The sequence below is a fragment of the Devosia sp. UYZn731 genome (assembly GCF_040546795.1).
Taxonomy (GTDB): Bacteria; Pseudomonadota; Alphaproteobacteria; order Rhizobiales; family Devosiaceae; genus Devosia.
On sequence record NZ_JBEPOL010000002.1, the window covers coordinates 472143 to 488308 of the forward strand.

Below are 16166 nucleotides of genomic sequence, written 5' to 3' on the forward strand. Positions count from 1 at the left end.
CCTACGCATCGCCGCCAGGGCATTGGGGGCCACAACGTTGACCGAGCCACAGTCCCGTGACGGCGATCGTCATTGTCGGCGGCCGGATGATGACTGGTTTCTTCGTACCGGCGTAAGCGCAAACCAGTGTCGCCCCTGGGTTCAGGATTATCTGATGTCGACTGACGTGGATTTTGGCCGAACCGTCGATAGCAAACAACGATGACCGGAGCGTTGCCGCTCCAGCCATCGCGAGCATGGAATCCGGTTTTTTGGCCCGTGATCAGTTGGCGTCTTCGGCTTCCGAACCGTTGTCCTGCCCTTCGTTACCGCCTTCCTTGTCGTCGGCCGTATCGGTTGACGATTTCGTATCCTGGAAAAGGGTCGCCTTCCCGGTCGTCGCATCGACCATATAATTGGTCTCGGCGCCGTCCTTGGCTACGGCTGTGACCCGATAGGCCGGTATCGCCGCCTCCATATCGAGGGACAGCTCCACCACTTTGCCGCCCGAAGCGGTTTCGACCGAGGCCACGGCATCGGCCGCCGCAACCTTGGTAGCGGTCAGCGCCTGCATCTCGCTATCACTGGGGGCGACAGTGTCGGTCTGGGCAAAAGCGGTCGTGACCGGTGCGCACAAGACCAGGGCCAGAATGGCGGTAGCCGTCATTGCGTTGAACTTCATCGTCTCTCTCCGTTTTGTGAAGGCGCGCTGTTGCGCCGTCGTGGGAGGAGACCTAGCGGCCGCGTCTTGCAGCGGCCTGTCGACAGATATACGGCTGCGTATAGCTTGCGGCCAAAATGCGGCGCTCAGCGCCGGTTCAACCCAAGCAGATTAGCGCCCACCCAGCACAGCAGCGCCCAGGCCGCGCCGAGCGACCATCCTGCGATCACGTCTGTGGGATAATGCACGCCCAGATAGACCCGCGATACGCCAACCAGCAGCGTCAGGAAAACGCCCGCGGCGATGCAGAGCGTTGCCAGACGGCGGTCGGCGCAGAGGGGCGCCAACAGCGCCGCCAGCGTCAGATAAACCACTGCCGACACCGTCGCGTGCCCGCTCGGGAAGCTCGACGTAAATACCCGCATTGCCTCCAGCATGGGCGGGCGGGGCCGGTCGTAAATCTGCTTGAATACCGATGACAGAATGGTGCCGCTGAGCACCGCGAAAGTGACGTAGGCTGCGGTCAAAGGACGCTTGATCAGCACCAAACTGATCAGCACCAGGATGACGATCAGGCCAAGTATGGAAAAGCTGCCCAGCGAGGTCACGTCGCGACCGGCCTCTTCGAGCCATGCCGGCCCGATCGGGTTCATGATGTCGCCGTTGTCGCGCAGGACCATGGTGACGGCGGTATCGAACACGACGGTGTCGCCTTCGATGACCTCATCGGCGACGAAGCCGAAGGTTCCGAGCAGCGCCGCCAAGGCCACGGCGGCAAACAGGATGGGGCGGCGCGAAGCGGGAATGGCTGGCAATTTCATAGCTTTGCTATGCCATGCCGCGCCGGTGGTGTCTCCCTCCCGGTTGAATTCTTACACCGATGTATAGCCGGTGACAGGCTGGCGTGACCCGGCCCTGATTATTGTGAGCGCCAGCCAATCCACGCTTTGGAGCTCACGATGAGACTTTCGCACTTTGCTCTTGCCGCCTGCCTGTTCACCCTGCCGATAGCGGGCGCCGCAACATTCCCCGCCTCCGCCGCGGTCACGGTCAGCGAGTTGGGCGACCTCTCGGCCATGCACACCATCGTGGCCGATACCCAGGCCTTGGTCGCCGCCAAAGACCCGGCCGGCGCCAAGGCCAAAATTGCCGAATTCGAGACGGCCTGGGACAACGCCGCCAACGACCTGCGGGGCAGGAACGCGGAAAAATGGGATGCCATCGACGCCGCCTCCGACGCCGCGCTCGACGCCGTACGGGCGGACGCGCCGGCTGCAACTTCTGACATGGCGCTGACCACGCTCCTGGCGCAACTCGACAATCCGGGCGCGGCCAATGCCGCGGGCGTCGTCACTACCGATACCTCCGGCAAGCCCCTGCCCTGCGAAGACATGCTGGCCAAGTACCGCGCCGCGCAGGCCAAGGCTGCCAGCCTCGACGACGCCACCAGGACCAAGGCTGCGGCGCTTGAGGCCAAGGGGCTGGAACGCTGCAATGCCGATGACGACAAGCGCGCCGATGACTTCTTCGGCCAGGCCATTCAACTGATAGGTGCATGATGGAAATCGCCAGCACAACGCGTTCCGGGCCGGAAATGGCCACCATCGACGGCGTGGAAGCCTACAACCGCGTACCCCGCGTCACGGTCGATTTCTGGCTGATCAAACTGATGGCGGTGACGGTCGGCGAGACTGCCGCGGATTTCCTCGCCCTCAATATGGGGATTGGCCTCCAGACCACGACGATCATCATGATGATCGTGCTGGCCCTCGCCATTGGCCTGCAATTTAGCCGCAAGCGCTATGTGCCATGGACCTATTGGCTGGCCGTAGTGCTGGTGAGCGTGGTCGGCACACTGATCACCGACAATCTGGTCGATACTTTCGGCATTCCGCTGGAGACCACCACGATCGGCTGCACCATCCTGCTCGGCCTGACCTTCGGCGCCTGGTACGCCAGCGAAAAGACGCTGTCGATCCACACCATCGTCACCACGCGCCGCGAGATTTTCTACTGGCTGACGATCCTGTTCACCTTTGCCCTGGGAACCGCTGTCGGCGACTACATCGCTGAAACCCTGGGGCTTGGATATCTGGCCACAGGCGTGCTGTTCGCAGCCGTCATCGCGTTGATCGCTGTGGCCCACTTCGTGTTCAAGGCCGACGCCATCCTGACCTTCTGGCTGGCCTATATCCTGACCCGGCCGCTGGGAGCCTCGTTCGGAGATTTGCTGTCGCAACCGATGGAATATGGCGGGCTGGGGCTGGGCACTATCATCACCAGCGTTATTTTCCTGGCGGTGATAGCGGGCCTCGTCGCTTACATGAGCCTGATGGCGCCGAGACGGAATGCACTCACGGCGTGAACCCGCCGAGTGATATTGTTTGAGGGCGGCGATCTCCTGATCGCCGCCACTTTCGTTGACGCGGCGTCCATCCTGATCGAGACTTGCCCCATGCGTATCCTGTTCGTCGAAGACGATGCCCGCACCGCCGACTATGTGAACCGGGGCCTCACCGAGGCGGGCCATGTCACCGACGTAATCCGTGACGGCCGCGATGGTCTGGTGCAAGCCATGAACGAGCGCTTCGACGTCATGGTGGTCGACCGGATGCTGCCCGGCCTCGATGGCCTGTCGCTGGTCAAGGCGCTGCGCGCCTCCGGCAATACCACGCCCGTCCTGTTCCTCACCGCCGTTGGTGGCGTCGATGACCGGGTCGATGGCCTCGAAGCGGGAGGCGATGATTACCTGGTCAAGCCATTCGCGTTTTCCGAATTGCTGGCCCGGCTGAACGCCTTGGCCCGCCGTCCCCCGGCGCAGACCGAGAAGATCAAGCTGCAGGTGGGCGATCTTGAAATCGACCTGGTGCGCCATAGCTGCCGACGCGGCTCCGTGCCGATCGAACTGTTGCCGCGCGAATTCTCGCTGCTGACATATCTCATGCAGAACGAGAACCGGGTACTAACCCGCACCATGCTGCTGGAGCGGGTGTGGGACTTTCATTTCGACCCCCAGACCAGCGTGGTGGAGACCCATATCAGCCGCCTCCGCGCCAAGATCGACAAGCCGTTCGACAGGCCCCTGCTCCACACCATCCGCAATACCGGCTACAGCCTGCATGCTTAAGGCCCTCTATCGCAGCACACCGTTCCGGCTGATGGCGCTGCTGAGCATGGCCTTTCTGGCGTTCTTGGGCCTGGCGGGATTTATCGCCTTCGGGCTGATCCGGGCGGAACTCGACGCCCGCCTGAAACAGCAGCTGGAGCAGACCTTTTCGATCATCGCCCAGTCCTATGGCGAGAACGACCTCACCGACCTGCTCGACCTGGTGCGCAGCAATGCGGCCGCCAATCCCGCGCTTGAGCGGGTATTTCTTTTGCGTGGGCCCGCGGGCGAACTGCTCGGGGGCAACATCACGGCGGCGCCGACCTCCATCGGCTGGTCAATCGCCAGCGCCGATCAACTGGGCCTGGCTGCCGATAAAGAGATGTACCGCATCTATTCGGGCCAGGTCGGGAACACTACGCTGGTCGTCGGCGGCAGCTTCGACGAGACCGACGCCGTCGGAGGGATCGTGCTCAACAGCCTCGGCCTGGCCGGCCTACTCTTCGTTGCTCTCGCCATCATGGCCGCCGTGCTGATCGCGACCCGCGGCCAGCGGCGGATGGACCGCATCGCCAATACGATGGCGATGATTGGTCGCGGCGAACTGGCGGCCCGCATCCCGGTCCAGCGCAACCGCGATGACCTCGATGATCTTTCAATACAGATCAATCACGCCCTGGAACGTCTGGCCGGCCTTGTGGAAGGCATGCGCCAGGTCAGCGTCGACATCGCGCACGATCTCAAGACGCCGCTCAACCGCCTGAGCTTCACGGTGCAAAACGCCATCGAAAGCGAGGAAGCCGGCCAATCGGTCGCAACCCTGCTGCAACAGGCACAAGACGAAGCCCGCCAGATCAACATGACCTTCGAGGCCCTGCTGCGCATCGCCCAAATCGAGTCTGGCGCAAGGCGAGCGCGGTTCAAGGAACTCGCCGTGGGTCCGATCCTGCAGACCCTGTTCGAAGCCTATGCGGATGTTGCCGAGGAAAACGGCCAGACCCTGACCATCGCCGTTGAGCCATTGCCTGACATCCATGGTGACAAGGACTTGCTGACCCAATTGTTCGCCAACCTGATCGAAAATGCCATCCGCCATTGCCAGCCCGGTACCACCATTGCAATGTCGGCCAGCGGGACGAGCGACCAAACTTTCGAGGTCACCGTCTGCGACAACGGTTCAGGCATTCCCGATGCCGAACGGGACAAGGTATTCCAGCGCCTCTACCGCCTCGACAAGAGTCGGAGCACGCCGGGACACGGACTGGGCTTGAGTCTGGTTAAGGCCATCGCCGAGCTGCATGGCGCGACGATCACAATGGCCGACAGCAGGCCAGGACTATGCGTCCGCGTGCGGTTCCCCCCATAGCGACCGCGCGGAATCGCCTGCCCACCGCCCCATTCAGGTCACAGATCGGAACCCCGCATGACTGCTACCATCTTCTCAACGGTGACCGCGGCCTTCCTCGCTTCCTTCGTGGAAGTGGTGGAGGCGTTCACCATCGTGCTGGCCGTTAGCCTGACGCGCGGCTGGCGTCCCGCAGTCGTCGGCGCCGGCCTGGCTCTACTGCTGCTCATCGCCTTGGTGCTTGTATTCGGTCCACTGCTGGCGCTGATCCCCATCGCGTATGTGCAGTTCGTCGTCGGCGTGCTGCTGATCCTGTTTGGCATGCGCTGGTTGCGCAAGGCCATCCTGCGCTCCGTCGGCGTCATCGCGCTGCATGACGAGGACAAAGCCTTCGCCGCCGAAACCGCCACCCTGACCCAACAGGGCGGCGACCGCCGCGCCAATTACCTTGCCGGCCTGGCCGCGTTCAAGGCGGTGCTGCTCGAAGGCATCGAAGTGATCTTCATCGTCATCGCCGTCGGAACCACCCGCGGGCTGACGCTTTATGCCGGCCTCGGCGCACTGGCCGCTGTCGTCGTGGTGATGGCCTTGGGAATGGCCCTGCACCGGCCGCTGTCGAAGGTACCTGAAAACACCCTTAAATTCGTCGTTGGCCTCATGCTGACAAGCTTCGGCGTATTCTGGACCGGCGAAGGGCTCGGCGCCGAATGGCCGGGTGCGGATCTCGCCTTGCTCGCCATCTTCGCCGTTTTTGCCATCGCGGCCTGGGCGATCCTGCAGACCGCGCGTCGCACGCGGCTTACCGTTACCGAAAAGGCAGCCCAATGAAATTCCTGCGCATTGCCGCCGACGAACTCATCAGCATGTTCATCGACGACGGGAGCCTCGCTCTGTGGTCGGTGGTGCTGATCGCCATCGTTACTGCTGCCGTGCTGTGGCTTGGTTTTCCGGGCCTTTGGGGCGGGGTACTGCTGGTTCTGGGCTGCGTCGCGATCCTGGCCGCCAGCGTCATGCGGGCCGTCCGGCGATAGCGGGAAAGCTCAGGACAGGGTGATGCGATGGTGGACACCTGGTCTGGGGTCGAAGGTCCATTTTGGCGCTAAGTGCCTGCTGACTATGGTTCGCATCATGTCGCGATCACGCCGCTGAAAACCCTGGGTCAGTGCTCGATGGCAATCAACATTGGCTTGCGCTGAATTCGTGCTGCATCACCTCATTTGCGAGTGCGCTTAGCCTGATGGTTCTGCCGGCATGCACCGTGATGTCGCGGTTCCTTGCGCTCAATACCCGTACCCAGCCAACCTCACCATTGTCCCAGCCGAAATCCAGCTCCACGCCGCCCCTTGCCCGCACGCCGCGCAAAGTGCCCTTGGGCCAGTTCGCTGGCAGGGCCGGCAATAACCAGACTGCATCTTCCGTCGATTGCACCAGCATTTCCAGAATTCCGGCGGCACCACCGAAATTGCCGTCGATCTGGAAGGGTGGATGAGCGTCGAAGAGGTTGGCATAGCTGCGGGACGGGCTGAGCAGCAATTGCAGCACCGCATGGGCGCGCTCGCCTTCGCGCAGGCGGGCCCACAGGTTGATGCGCCAGCCGATCCCCCAGCCGGTGGCCTCGTCGCCGCGGATTTCGAGGGAACGGCGCGCAGCCGCCGCCAGTTCGGGCGTCGTATCGAGGCCGATCTGGTCGCCCGGATAGAGGCCATAGAGATGGGAAACGTGCCGATGGTGGATTTCGGGAACATCCATGTCCCAGTCGTCCATCCATTCCTGCAACTGTCCTTCCTTGCCAATGCGATGCTCGGGCAGGCGCTGGCGCGCTGCAAGGGCCGCGGCAGACAATTCGGCATCCACGCCCAGTTGTTCCGCAGCCTCGGCAAAGGCGGCGAACAGGTCGCGCAGGATCTGGTTGTCCATGGTCGGTCCGGCGCAGAGCGAGGAGCCGAATGGATGGCGGTTTTCCGGCGAGATGGATGGCACGGTGACCAGATAGTCGGTGCCCGGCAGAGGCACGAGGATATCGAGCGCGAACTGCACGGCGCCCTTGAGCGGGCCGTAGAGCCGTCGCACCAATTCCTCCGGTCGCCCCTCGAAGCGAGTATGATCCCAAAGCTGCGCCATCAACCAGGCGCCGCCGGTGGGCCAGACGCCCCAGGCCGCGCCATCAACCGGGCCGGTAGCCCGCCAGATATCGGTATTGTGGTGCATCACCCAGCCGCTTGCGCCGTAATGGGCACGTGCCATTTCAGCGCCGGTGATGGCCAGGTCCTCGACCAGGGCGATGACCGGCTCCATCATATCGGGGAGGTTGGCCGGGTCGGGCAGCCAGTAGTTCATCTGCAGGTTGATATTGGCGGTGTACTTGCTGCCCCAAGGCGGCCTGGTTTCCTTGTTCCAGATGCCCTGCAGCGTGGTTGGCTGCGTGCCAGGCCGGCTGGAACTAATCATCAGGTAGCGCCCATATTGCACATAGAGCGCTGCCAAAGCCGGATCGTCGCCCGTGGCGAAATTGGCGATACGCTCATCGGTCGGCAGGTCGCTGCGGCCCGCGCCGAGATCGATGTCGAGCCGGTCGAACTGCGCCCGATGCGCCGCAACGTGGTTGGCCAATAGGGTGTCGAAATCGAGCGCCACCAGCTTCGATCGTCGCGCCGCCAGCCGCGCCTCCGGGTCGCCGGAGACATCGTCGAAGCGGGTAAAACTGGTGGCCATGTCGATCAGGAACAGGGCCGAGGTCGCGTCACGCACCACGAGACGCCGGCCTCTGCGTTCGACGCTGCCACCCTCGACGCGCAGGTGCACGTCGATACCAAAGCTCAATTGCCCCGGCACGCCATGCTTGCCAAAGTTTCGGCCCCGATACGACAGACCGCTTGCATCGCCGACGAGCAACTCACCTTCCTGCGGGCTGTCGAGCCAAGCCTCGAAGGCCAATGCGCCGGGGAGCGAACACGACACCTTCAGCACGATCAGGTCATCGGCCGCCGAGGCAAAGACCTGCCGGGTGAACTGCGCCGCATCCGGCTCGAAGCCGCTACCGAGCAGGCCATAGCGCGTGGTCGCCACGCCAGTCGCCAGATCGAGCTGGCGCCGATAGCTGCCGGCAATGGCCTCATGCTGCGTGAAATCGAGGAACAGATTGCCAGCCGGCTGATAGCTCATTTGCAGATAGGGCTTGGCGAGCAAATGGGCTTGCGTCAGCGCATGGGCGTCCTCGAAGCGCCCCGCCAGGATGAGCGCGCGCACCTCGGCCAGGTTGGGCAATGCCTCGGGATTGGTCGGCTGGTATGGCCCGCCGGACCAGAGCGTGGATTCATTGAGCTGCAATTCCTCGCGGCCCACGCCACCATGCACCATGGCGCCAAGGCGACCGTTACCGACAGGCAGGGCGTCCGTCCACTCGGTGGCCGGCTTTTTGTACCAGAGTTCGTGTGTCATCACAGGGTCCGCAGTCGAGTGCCGGAGGGAGAAAACAGCATGGCCCGTTCAGGCTTGATGCCGAAGGAAATCTGGTCGCCAGCCCTGATGCCAGAGCGTTCGCGGGCCTCCACGACGACGCTTTCGCCCGAGACCAGCGTGCCATAGACGAAGCGCGTGCCGCCCAGGTTCTCGACGACGTCGACTTTGACCGAGATATCGGCTGCACCCTGCCCCGCCTCGACGAAATGCTCGGGCCGCACGCCAACCAGAACCGCGCCATCCGGCCCGATCCCGGCCCATTCGGCCCCGGTTTCGAGCTGCAATCGGCCAGAACTGAAGACGCCGCGCAGGAAGTTCATCCGCGGCGAGCCGATGAAACCAGCGACAAACAGGCTGTCGGGATTTTCATACAGGTCCTCTGGCGTGCCAGCCTGCTCGATCTTGCCGGCGCGCATCACCACGATCTTGTCCGCCAGCGTCATCGCCTCAGTCTGGTCGTGGGTGACATAGATCATGGTCGAGCCGAGCGTGTTGTGCAGCTTGGCGATCTCCACCCGCATCGACACCCGCAATTCGGCATCGAGATTGCTCAGCGGTTCATCGAAGAGGAAAACCTCGGGGTCGCGCACGATGGCGCGGCCGATGGCAACGCGCTGGCGCTGGCCGCCCGAAAGCTGGCCGGGCTTTCGCTTCAGCAGCGGCTCGATCTGCAGAGTCTGCGCCGCGACGGCGACCCGGGCGGCGATATCGTCCTTGCTCAGCCCCGCCATGCGCAGCGAAAAACCAATATTCTGCTCGACCGTCATATGCGGATAGAGCGCGTAGTTCTGGAACACCATGGCCACGCCGCGCTCTATCGGATCGGCGTTGTTCATCGTCTTGCCGTCGATTTCCAGCTTGCCCTTGGTAATAGGTTCGAGCCCGGCGATCATGCGCAGCAATGTCGACTTGCCACATCCAGAGGGGCCCACGAACACCGTGAACGAGCCGTCCTCGATGCTGAGGTTCAGCCCCTCGATGACCTCGAGGTTGCCATAGGATTTGCTGACATTGCTCAGTACGACATTGGCCATTTTCGCCTCCTCCGGCGCGGCTCGTTAGCGTCGCAAGCGACGGGTCGAGCCTCTTAAAATAATATCCGCGTCGATGCGCACGGTGCGCTTGCCCGAGGGGCCGCCCTGCGCCAGGCGCTCCTGCAGCGTCGAGACGATCGTCTGGGCGATCTTCGCGACCGGCTGGCCGACCGCCGTGATGCCCGGCAGATGCACCGAAAAGGCCGGCACGTCATCGAAGCTGACCAGCGACATGTCGTCGGGGATCGACACATCGTGTTCCTGCAGCCAGCGCAGCGCGCCGATGCTCATATTGTAATTGGCGCCGAATACGGCAGTCGGCGGATTGGGCAGCGCCATCAGGTCGCCTATGCCACTATAGGCGCGCTGCTCGTTCCAGCCCGCATCCATCAGCAGTTCGGGGCTTTTGGCAATGCCATGCGCCTCTAGCGCGTCGCGATAGCCCTGAAGACGATCGCGCGCCACAGAGTCGCGCAGGTTGCCGTGCAGGATGGCGATGCGTTCGTGTCCGAGGTCGAGAAGGTGATCCACCAGCCGCTTGCTGGCGCGGCGATTTTCAACGAACACCCGATCAGCGGCGAGGCCCGGCAGATCGTTGTCGTAAAGCACGATCAACATGCCTTCGTCGATGTAGGGCGCCAGGCGCTGGCGCAGTTCCTCATTGCCATCCATCACCACGGCGTCGACACGGTGCCCGGCAAAAAACTCCAGCCCCTCCATGAAGGAGGTCGGATCGGTATCGTGGCAATAACAGAGCACGGCCCGCCCGGTCTGGCGCATGCGCCGGGTGAGTTGGTCCAACAGCGCCGCATGGAACTCGCTGACCGCCGGCACCAGCATGCCCACAATATGGGTGGTATTGGTCTTCATCGACGCCGCAGCGCTGTTGCGACGATAGCCCAGTTCTTCGATGACCTGGGCGATGCGCTCGCGATTGCCGACGCGAATGGGCAGGCCGTTGATGTAGCGCGATACCGTACCCACGGCGACACCGGCTTCCCGGGCGACATCGATGATCGTGGCCGGGCGAGGCCTGGTGATGGTTTGGTCGGTCATCCGTCTGCTAATCCTGCGTGAACACGCCCGGCCCCTTGCGGCCAGACGCCTTCTGTCTGCATAGTCTGCGTTTGGTGCCGGTGCTACTGCCACCGGCCAAGCCAGGCCGGTTCTAGGCACGATCTTCGAACACGACCGCGGCATGGATGCGCAGCCGGTCGAGCGTCACGCCATATTGACCGCCCCCAAGATCGGCAATGGCAACAGGCTCGCCCGAAATCGCCTCATAGGCGCGCTGGGGCGGATTGGGCAACCGAACTCTGGCACTGACCGGCCCGATGGCCGGAATATCCTCGATCATCTCCATAACGCGAACGCCATTGCCGTTGGGCACCGCATTGCCGCGCACCTGCGGCGCGCCATACAACAAATGCAGCACATGCCGACCGCGCTCGTGCTGATGGGTCAGTGAAGCACGGCCCGCGCTCGGCAGGTTAGTAGTCAGCGCCGGATCGGGCAGCAGCCTGTCGAGCAGGCCACGCACCACGTATCGATAAAGCGGCTGGCCCATGGCGCGATAGATCGAAAAGATCGGATAGGCGACATACGCCACCCCATTATAGATGGTCACCCCGGCGCCGAGCGGGGCTGCGCTGGTGTCGTCGGGCGCGTGGGCATGGGAGGAGAAATGCTGGTAGGTGCGATTGAAATAGGGCGGCACCACCTCGGCCAGGACGGTCGCGCCCTCAGCCACGATGGCCTGCGCCCGGCCATAGACCACGAACGGCGATTGGGTCATGGATGGGTCGAGCTCACTGGTAGCCCGCAGATAGGACGGTTCGAATTCGATCTGCCCGGTATTGCGGATACCCGCGGGAACCGCGAAATGCCCATCGTCCTGCAGGGCTGATATGCCACTCATCAGCAGCTTGCCGCCCCCGGCGAGATAATCCTTGAACCGCTGCGCCAGCTCATCCTCGACCGGCACTTCGTCGGGGAGGATGATGACGCGATAGCGCGAGAAATCGGCACTGGGATCGATCACGTCGAACGGCTGCTGCAATTCCTGCAGCATCTGCGCCGCGCCATCGTCGGCATTGTTATTGCGGTCGCCCGCGTGGTGGAAATATTCGGCTGTCAGGATGGCCACTTCGGACACCTGCGTCGCGCCCTCGAGAAAAGGCTCCAGCTTTTCCACCCGCGCATAGGCTGGGCCGATTGAGGCGTATGTGTCTGGATTGATCGCGCCATTGGGATGCAGTTGATCGCCGACGAGGCATTTCGAGCCCAAAGCCACCATCTGGGCGGCTTCGAATTCGAGTGCGTCGGGATGCTTGAAGCCCCCGAACTCGCCCCACGAGGTGTGGAACTTGCCGGTATGGGCCACGAAGTCGAGCCCCAGGGTGGCGGCATAGCGCGCGCTGGCCGGGAAGTGGTTATAGCCCCAGCCGCCGGTGGGCAGGCTTTCGAGTTCGAGATGGCTATAGGGGGCAAAGCGCTCGGGGCCCTGCTTATGGATGTGGCCGCAATTGTAGAAGATGCGCAGGCCGGGGAATTCGGCGTTGAGCACCGCGCTCATTTCGCTGCGGAACACCTCGTTGACCCATTCGTCCTTGGTCAGCCGATCGGCCGCATTCTCGGGATCGAGCCCCTGTGCCGCCATGGTATCGAGGCATTCCTGGCAGACACAGTCGGGCGTCAGGACGATATCGAAGAAAATGCCCGGCGTGGCGTAGCGGCTGGCGACTTCGCGCGCCATGGCGAGCAACTCGTCCCGATAGGCCTTGTGGTTGAGGCAGAGCGTATGCCACCCCGCCTTGAGCTGGCCGGGATCGAACCGGTTGGCCGTGGCCGAGCGGGCCCGCCACTCCGGATGCAGGCGCGCATTGCGCTCGTCCCACTGCACGGTGATGTAGATGGGGCACTCGATATCGGCCGCGTTGAGCGCATCGACCATTTCGCCCAGCAGGTCCGGCCGCGCCAGATTGGGATGGGGCGCTCCCACTTCGGTTGGATAATAGGCCCAGCCATGGTGGCACTTGGCGAAAATGGTCACCGAATCCACATGCGCCTTCTTGAAGGTCGCGACGAAATCGGCTGCGTCAAAATCGGCGCCGATCGCTGGGATATGTTCCGAGGTATGGAAGTCGAGATGAATTTGGCGGTAGCGCAGTGGTTTGTTGGTACGAATTTTGGTCACTCTTTGGCCCCTGTGCGGGTCTGCGACCCGGCGGCAAATTGACGTTGGAAGACGACGAAGACGATTAGTGGAACGATTGTGGTGACGATGGCGGCGACGGAGCGGAGGTCCCAGTTGCTCTCATAGGTGCCCGCGACCTTGGTCAGCAGAACCGGCAAGGGCTGGATGCTGCGCAGGTAGAGCATGGGCAGCAGCAGGGCATTCCAGGTCCACAGGAACTGCAGCACGCCCACGGCGTAGATTGGGCTCGTGGCATTGGGCAGCACGACGTGACGCAGCGTGGAGATCGGGCCGCAACCGTCGATCTTCGCCGCTTCGATCAGTTCCTTGGGAAAGTCCTCAAGGAAGTTTTTGACGAGGAAGATCGACCACGCAAAGCTCAGCCCGATATAGGGAATGAGCACCGCCGCGATATTGTCGATGAGCTTGAGGTCTCGCCACAGGATGAACAGCGGGATCACCACGACCTGCTGCGGCAGCACGAAGGCGTTGATGATGATGATCAGCAGCAGCCGGCGGAAGCGAAACTTGAGGAAGTGGAAGGCATAGGCCGCGACGGGCGCAAACAACATGGTGCCCAGCGTCGCAATGGCGGCCAGCATGCCGGTAAACCAGAATGCCTGCGCCAGCGGATATTCCGACCACACCCTTATCCACGCGCTGAGCGTGAAGCTCACATGGTCGATCCGCCACCAGCCGAGCGCCACTTCGCTGGGCGGACGCACGGAGGTGATGACGATGCCCAGCACCGGAATAACCCAGATCGTGGCGATCACGCCCACGACAACAACCGTCCACCAGGGAATACGCCCGATCATTTGGCACCTGCCGTGCGCTGGACAATGGCGGGTATGGAGATGACGAGCACGGCGATCAGCAACACCACGGTGGCGGCAGCGCCATAGCCGAGTTTGAACTGGGTCATGGACTCCCGGTACATGAAATAGCCCACCGTTTCGGTGGCGCGTACGGGCCCCCCACCGGTCATCACATAGATGATGTCGAAAGCGCGCAAGGCGCCCAGCAGGTTGATGAAGACGGCGACGCGCACGCCCGGCAGCGACAGCGGCATCATGATGTGCCGCATGATCGAAGCCGGCTTGGCGCCATCCATATAGGCGGCTTCCAGCACGGTGCGGGGAATGGACTGCACGGCCGCAAAGCACAGCATCAGCGGCAGCCCGACGCCGCTCCAGGAGGCGACGAAAATCAGCGACCAGAGCGCCGTATTGGGATCGCCCAACCAGGAATGCGCATAGCCGGGCACGAAGATGCCGATCACCGCATTGAGCAGGCCGGCCTTGTCGGGCCGCAGGATATTGAGCCACATATAGCCCGAGACCGCCTCCGATATGCCGAAGGTCACGAACATCATGCCGCGAAAGGGCGTGGTCTGGGCTGGCGCAAAGGCGCACAGCATGGCCAGCGCCCAGCCCAGGCTCACCGAGACCACAGTGGTGCCCAGCGTGAAGATCAGCGTGGTCAGCAGGGTATTGCGAAAGGTCGCATCGCCAAACAGCGTGACATAGTTGCCCAGGCCTACCCATTTGGCAGGGGCCAGGCCCTTGATATCGAAAAACGAAATCCGGATCGTGTCGAACAACGGGTAGACGACCGAGATTCCGAACAGCACGATGACGGGTGTGATGAGCAACCAGGCCGCCGGCGCATCGGTGAGGCGCCACCCGCGGGTGACGGGCAGCCGAAGCCGCGCGCCACCCTTGGGGGAGGAAACATCCACCGGGCCTGCCGCCTGTTCTGCGACAGTATTGGCCATCAGTAAGCCGTCGCTGCCTTGGCCTCGATCGCGGCCAGCACCGTGTCGACGGTGGCCTCGCTCGGATCCTGCAGGAACTTCTGCAACTGCACCCGGTACTCGTCGACCAGATCGCCGGGCAAAAGATCGCCCAGCACGAACTGCACCTTGGACTTGGCCACGGCGCCGGTCGCGATCTGCTGCACTGGCCCCAGCAGCGAGCCATCCGCCGCCGTGCTTGGCGAGGCATAGCCGTACTTGGCCATAATATTGGCTGCGTCCGCCCCGATGATGAAATCGGCGAACGCATCGGCTGCCGCCGGATTGGCCCCGTTGGTGGTCAGGTTCAGCTCCTTGGCATCTACGCTAGCCGTGTCGTCAAAGCCCATGCCCAGGCTGGGGAACTGGAAGATCGAGTAATCGACCCCTTCCTTGAGCCCCAGATCGTTCTTGAGCGCCGAATTGGTCCACATGCCGAACAGCAGGTAGCTCGAGTCCTCGGAGGTATAGAGGGTGGGATAAGGTTGCTCGATAGCGAGCATCGTCGCTGGCTCGGCGCAGCATCCGGCCTTGAGCATTTCGGCATATTTCATCAGCGCCACTTTGACCTTGGGATCGGTCCAAGGGACCTTGTGAGCGGCCAGTTCGGCGGCAAAATCGACGCCCGCCGTGCGCAACAGCAGCGTTTCGAACCACTCGGTATGGGCCCAGTATTTGGCCGGGATGACCACCGGGGCGGGATAGCCGGCGGCCTTGAGCTTGTCGAAGCTGGCGAGGAATTCGTCCCAGGTGGCAGGCGGCTTGATGCCTGCCTTTTCAAGCTGGGAGGTCTTGTACCAGATGGCCGAGCGGTCGCCATAGGTATACGTTACGCCATAGGTGGTGCCATCGATGCTGCCCAGATCGCGCCAGGCCTGGCTCAGCTTGCTGTCCCAGCCAAAGCTTTTCCACTGATCGTCGACGGGCCGCAGGATGCCAGAATTGACCAGTTCGGCGCGAAAGGCCGGCCAGGTGTTGATCAGGACATCCACCACTTCACCGCCGAGCAGTGCAGTGCGTATGCCGCCGCGCGGATCGCCTTGGGTGCCGGCCGGCAAAAATTCCTTGATCGTCACGCCGGGGTTCAGTTCCATAAACTTGGCTTCGACGTCTTTCCACATTTGGCCGTCGGCACCAGTCTGCCACTGCAGGATGACGAGCTCGCCGCTCACTCCCTGTGCCAGAGCTGAAGAACTGACGCCTGCAAGGGCTGCGAACATGGCGCCGGCCAAGACGGTGCGGCGCCGCAGAGTGCGGTTGAACATGATTTCTCCTCCTCCTTGACGCGGCTGTTTCGCCGTTTCATCAAGTAAGTTGAAACGTTATCAACTAAGATGGTTTTGGCAAGTTCTAATTTTGCAACGCTGTGCCGGGAGAGGTTGTGGATTGTGATTTTGGCACTGCAGCCTCTAGCCTTGCGACAGAAGCCAGTGCTGGTGATGTCCGCTTTTAGGGCGCCAAGAGGTCAATGCAAACGCCCGACTTGGCTTGTTGCGGAACGGCCGGATTGTCGCGCCAAGCACTAGGGCGATCTGAGAATATTGACCGTCCCGGACAGTTACATTTGGTGATGCCAACCGTGGTGGGAGCG

The 16166-nt window shown here is 62.7% G+C and carries 15 protein-coding genes; 6 read left to right on the forward strand and 9 right to left on the reverse strand.

From position 1 onward, the window contains the following. Positions 1 to 262 precede the first annotated feature (262 nt). Together ABIB57_RS06740 and ABIB57_RS06745 are read right to left on the reverse strand one after the other, a co-directional pair. Positions 263 to 661 carry a PepSY domain-containing protein gene (locus ABIB57_RS06740; protein ID WP_354039386.1) on the reverse strand — a complete coding sequence of 133 codons (399 nt, stop codon included), beginning with the start codon at positions 659 to 661 and terminating at the stop codon, positions 263 to 265. Between the two features lie 125 nt (positions 662 to 786). Continuing rightward, positions 787 to 1461 (reverse strand): phosphatase PAP2 family protein, encoded by a 675-nt coding sequence (locus tag ABIB57_RS06745; protein ID WP_354039387.1) that lies wholly within the window; start codon positions 1459 to 1461, stop codon positions 787 to 789. A 138-nt stretch (positions 1462 to 1599) separates the two neighbouring features. Between ABIB57_RS06745 and ABIB57_RS06750 the strand changes: the two genes are divergently transcribed. The 6 genes from ABIB57_RS06750 (at position 1600) to ABIB57_RS06775 (ending at position 6122) form a co-directional block, all read left to right on the forward strand. Then, positions 1600 to 2199, forward strand: a complete 600-nt coding sequence (locus ABIB57_RS06750) for a hypothetical protein (RefSeq protein ID WP_354039388.1) — start codon at positions 1600 to 1602, stop codon at positions 2197 to 2199. A 35-nt stretch (positions 2200 to 2234) separates the two neighbouring features. Then, the gene (locus ABIB57_RS06755) at positions 2235 to 3005 is read left to right on the forward strand and encodes a COG4705 family protein (RefSeq protein WP_354039695.1); all 771 of its coding nucleotides are present in this window, start codon (positions 2235 to 2237) and stop codon (positions 3003 to 3005) included. Positions 3006 to 3095: 90 nt separating this feature from the next. Then, complete coding sequence (locus ABIB57_RS06760) at positions 3096 to 3767, forward strand: winged helix-turn-helix domain-containing protein (RefSeq protein ID WP_354039697.1); 672 nt, start codon at positions 3096 to 3098, stop codon at positions 3765 to 3767. Further along, positions 3760 to 5112, forward strand: coding sequence for a HAMP domain-containing sensor histidine kinase (locus tag ABIB57_RS06765; protein WP_354039389.1), 1353 nt, complete (start codon positions 3760 to 3762; stop codon positions 5110 to 5112). Before ABIB57_RS06760 ends, ABIB57_RS06765 begins: the two co-directional genes overlap by 8 nt. Before the next feature lie 57 nt (positions 5113 to 5169). Then, on the forward strand, positions 5170 to 5919 hold the full coding sequence (locus ABIB57_RS06770) for a COG4280 domain-containing protein (RefSeq protein ID WP_354039391.1): 750 nt from the start codon (positions 5170 to 5172) through the stop codon (positions 5917 to 5919). Beyond that, the gene (locus ABIB57_RS06775; protein ID WP_354039393.1) at positions 5916 to 6122 is read left to right on the forward strand and encodes a hypothetical protein; all 207 of its coding nucleotides are present in this window, start codon (positions 5916 to 5918) and stop codon (positions 6120 to 6122) included. The genes ABIB57_RS06770 and ABIB57_RS06775 overlap by 4 nt, the downstream gene beginning before the upstream one ends. 145 nt (positions 6123 to 6267) lie before the next feature. Here ABIB57_RS06775 and ABIB57_RS06780 read toward each other — a convergent pair whose 3' ends face one another. From ABIB57_RS06780 to ABIB57_RS06810, 7 genes are all read right to left on the reverse strand, one after another. Continuing rightward, complete coding sequence (locus tag ABIB57_RS06780; RefSeq protein ID WP_354039395.1) at positions 6268 to 8529, reverse strand: glycoside hydrolase family 95 protein; 2262 nt, start codon at positions 8527 to 8529, stop codon at positions 6268 to 6270. After that, on the reverse strand, positions 8529 to 9584 hold the full coding sequence (locus ABIB57_RS06785; RefSeq protein ID WP_354039396.1) for an ABC transporter ATP-binding protein: 1056 nt from the start codon (positions 9582 to 9584) through the stop codon (positions 8529 to 8531). The genes ABIB57_RS06780 and ABIB57_RS06785 overlap by 1 nt, the downstream gene beginning before the upstream one ends. Positions 9585 to 9608: 24 nt before the next feature. Continuing rightward, on the reverse strand, positions 9609 to 10640 hold the full coding sequence (locus tag ABIB57_RS06790; RefSeq protein ID WP_354039398.1) for a LacI family DNA-binding transcriptional regulator: 1032 nt from the start codon (positions 10638 to 10640) through the stop codon (positions 9609 to 9611). Positions 10641 to 10752: 112 nt separating this feature from the next. Next, on the reverse strand, positions 10753 to 12780 hold the full coding sequence (locus ABIB57_RS06795; protein ID WP_354039400.1) for a beta-galactosidase trimerization domain-containing protein: 2028 nt from the start codon (positions 12778 to 12780) through the stop codon (positions 10753 to 10755). After that, complete coding sequence (locus tag ABIB57_RS06800; protein WP_354039401.1) at positions 12777 to 13598, reverse strand: carbohydrate ABC transporter permease; 822 nt, start codon at positions 13596 to 13598, stop codon at positions 12777 to 12779. Before ABIB57_RS06800 ends, ABIB57_RS06795 begins: the two co-directional genes overlap by 4 nt. Then, the gene (locus ABIB57_RS06805; RefSeq protein WP_354039403.1) at positions 13595 to 14557 is read right to left on the reverse strand and encodes a carbohydrate ABC transporter permease; all 963 of its coding nucleotides are present in this window, start codon (positions 14555 to 14557) and stop codon (positions 13595 to 13597) included. Before ABIB57_RS06805 ends, ABIB57_RS06800 begins: the two co-directional genes overlap by 4 nt. Further along, on the reverse strand, positions 14557 to 15840 hold the full coding sequence (locus tag ABIB57_RS06810) for an ABC transporter substrate-binding protein (RefSeq protein WP_354039404.1): 1284 nt from the start codon (positions 15838 to 15840) through the stop codon (positions 14557 to 14559). The genes ABIB57_RS06805 and ABIB57_RS06810 overlap by 1 nt, the downstream gene beginning before the upstream one ends. Positions 15841 to 16166 lie beyond the last annotated feature (326 nt).